At 64.6% G+C, this 1948-nt stretch carries 2 protein-coding genes; both read left to right on the top strand.

The annotated features are described in order from the left end of the window. Window positions 1–1296 (top strand): IS66 family transposase (tnpC, locus tag XI03_RS01665; protein ID WP_271591111.1); only part of this gene is annotated, 1296 nt, incomplete at its 5' end. 29 nt (window positions 1297–1325) lie between these two features. Beyond that, window positions 1326–1916, top strand: a complete 591-nt coding sequence (locus XI03_RS01660) for a YecA/YgfB family protein (protein WP_271591110.1) — start codon at window positions 1326–1328, stop codon at window positions 1914–1916. Window positions 1917–1948 lie beyond the last annotated feature (32 nt).

Below are 1948 nucleotides of genomic sequence, written 5' to 3'. Positions count from 1 at the left end.
AAGGCGCGCCGCAACATCGGCGCGTTGCCCAAGCATCTGCCGCGCTGTGAGCAGGTCCTGGAGCCGGAGGTGACGGCCTGCCCGTGCTGCCTGGGCCAGCTTCACAAGATCGGCGAGGACGTCAGCGAGGTGTTGGACGTGATCCCGGCGCTCCTGCGCGTGCTGCGCACGATCCGTCCCAAATACGGCTGCCGCGGCTGCACCGATGGCGTGGTCCAGGCCAAAGTGCTGCCGCGCCTGATTGAGGGCGGCATGGCCTCGACGGCCCTCGTGAGCCATGTGGTGGTCTCGAAGTTCGCCTGGTATTTGCCGCTGTACCGGCAGGTTCAGATTCTGGCCGGCCAGGGCATCCATCTTGACCGCGCGACACTCGCCGGTTGGGTCAAACGTACCGCTTGGTGGCTCAGGAGCCTTTATGAGCTGCAGCTGCGGATCATTCAGGCCGCGCCGCGCGTGTTCTGCGACGAGACGCCGATGCCGGTGCTTGATCCCGGACGACATCGTCCCCGCATCTGCCAGTTCTGGGCGCATGCTATGGATGACCGGCCATGGGGTGGCCCCTCGCCGCCGGCGGTTGCCTACGTATTCGCCGACGGCCGCGGCACCGAGGAGATCGCCGGACAGTTGACCGGCTTTTCCGGCATTCTGCAGGTGGACGGTTATGCCGCCTACAAGGCGCTGGCCCGCCGTCATGGCGGCGCGATCCAGCTCGCCTTTTGTCTCGCCCATGCTCGACGCAAATTCGTCGAGGTGTACAAGTCCACGCAGTCGCCATTCGCGCGCGAGGTAATTGAACGGCTGCAGGCGGTCTATGCGATCGAGGCAGAGATCCGCGGCAGTAGTGCGGAGCAGCGGCTGGCCGCCCGCCGCACCAGGAGTGCCCCGTTGATGGTGGCGCTCAATGCGCGACTGATTGAGATGGTAGGTCAGCTGTTTTCCCAATCGAAGCTGACAGAGGCGATCAACTATGCGCTCAATCACTGGGACGGACTGACGCTGTTTCTCCGCGACGGCCGCGTCGAGGTCGATTCCAACACGGTCGAGCGTTCCATGCGCCCGATTGCCATGGGAAGACGCAACTCCTTGTTCAGCGGTAGCGAAGGCGGTGCCGAGAGCTGGGCCATCCTCGCGTCGCTCGTGAACACCGCAAAGCTCCATGAGCTCGATCCGCAAGCCTATCTGACCGACGTGCTGGAGCGCATCGTCTCCGGTGGAACCAAGAGCCATCAACTGCACGAACTGCTCGCCTGGCACTGGAAGGCGGCGCGCCAGCGCACCGCACAGGCCGCGGCATGAGCCCGCGTTGTCATAAAGCAGCGTCGTCAATGGCGGCAGCCGCGATGCCACTCGAGGAGCTCGAGCGATGGCTGCAGGCTCGGGTCGATCAGCAACCTGCCGCCACCAATCTCCCCATGCTCGACGGCTACGTCGCCGCAATCGTGGCCGGACCGGTGTCGATGAGCCCACTCGACTGGATCTGCCCGCTGCTCGCCATCGATGCCGATGCCTTCAACCACGGCGGCACCCCGGAGTTTGCAGCCATATCGGCCGTCGCCCTGCGTCACAACGACATCAGCAACACCCTCTCGACCGCACCCGACAGGTTCGCGCCGATGCACCGGCGTAAACCCAGTGGAGACGTCGATCCGCGACCATGGTGCCAAGGCTTCTACGCCGCGATGCGGCTCAAGCTATTGGCGTGGGCACCGTTGCTGGACGCCACCAACGTCAATCACGGCCTACTTCTACCGATCCTGCTGCACTGTCGCGACGATCAGGGCCGACCGCTGCTTGGACCACCACGAAGCGGCCGCGAGACCAAGAAATTTCTGCGTAACGCCCACGCCGATATTCCCGCGGCGGTCGAAGCCTTGCGGCAATACTGGATGCCGATCCGCTACGCCCGCGCTCACTGATCACTGCGGACGTGGGAGCTCATGCCGGTTAC

It is taken from the genome of Bradyrhizobium sp. CCBAU 65884 (assembly GCF_028128835.1).
GTDB classification, from domain to species: domain Bacteria; phylum Pseudomonadota; class Alphaproteobacteria; order Rhizobiales; family Xanthobacteraceae; genus Bradyrhizobium; species Bradyrhizobium ottawaense.
The sequence above is the reverse complement of the archived record's forward strand: the minus strand, read 5'-3'. Positions and strand labels throughout refer to the sequence as shown.

What these genes read in the sequence shown, in the direction of transcription:
- XI03_RS01660 (WP_271591110.1), top strand. Translation starts at nt 1,326, where the DNA reads ATGGCGGCAGCCGCGATGCCACTCGAGGAGCTCGAGCGATGGCTGCAG.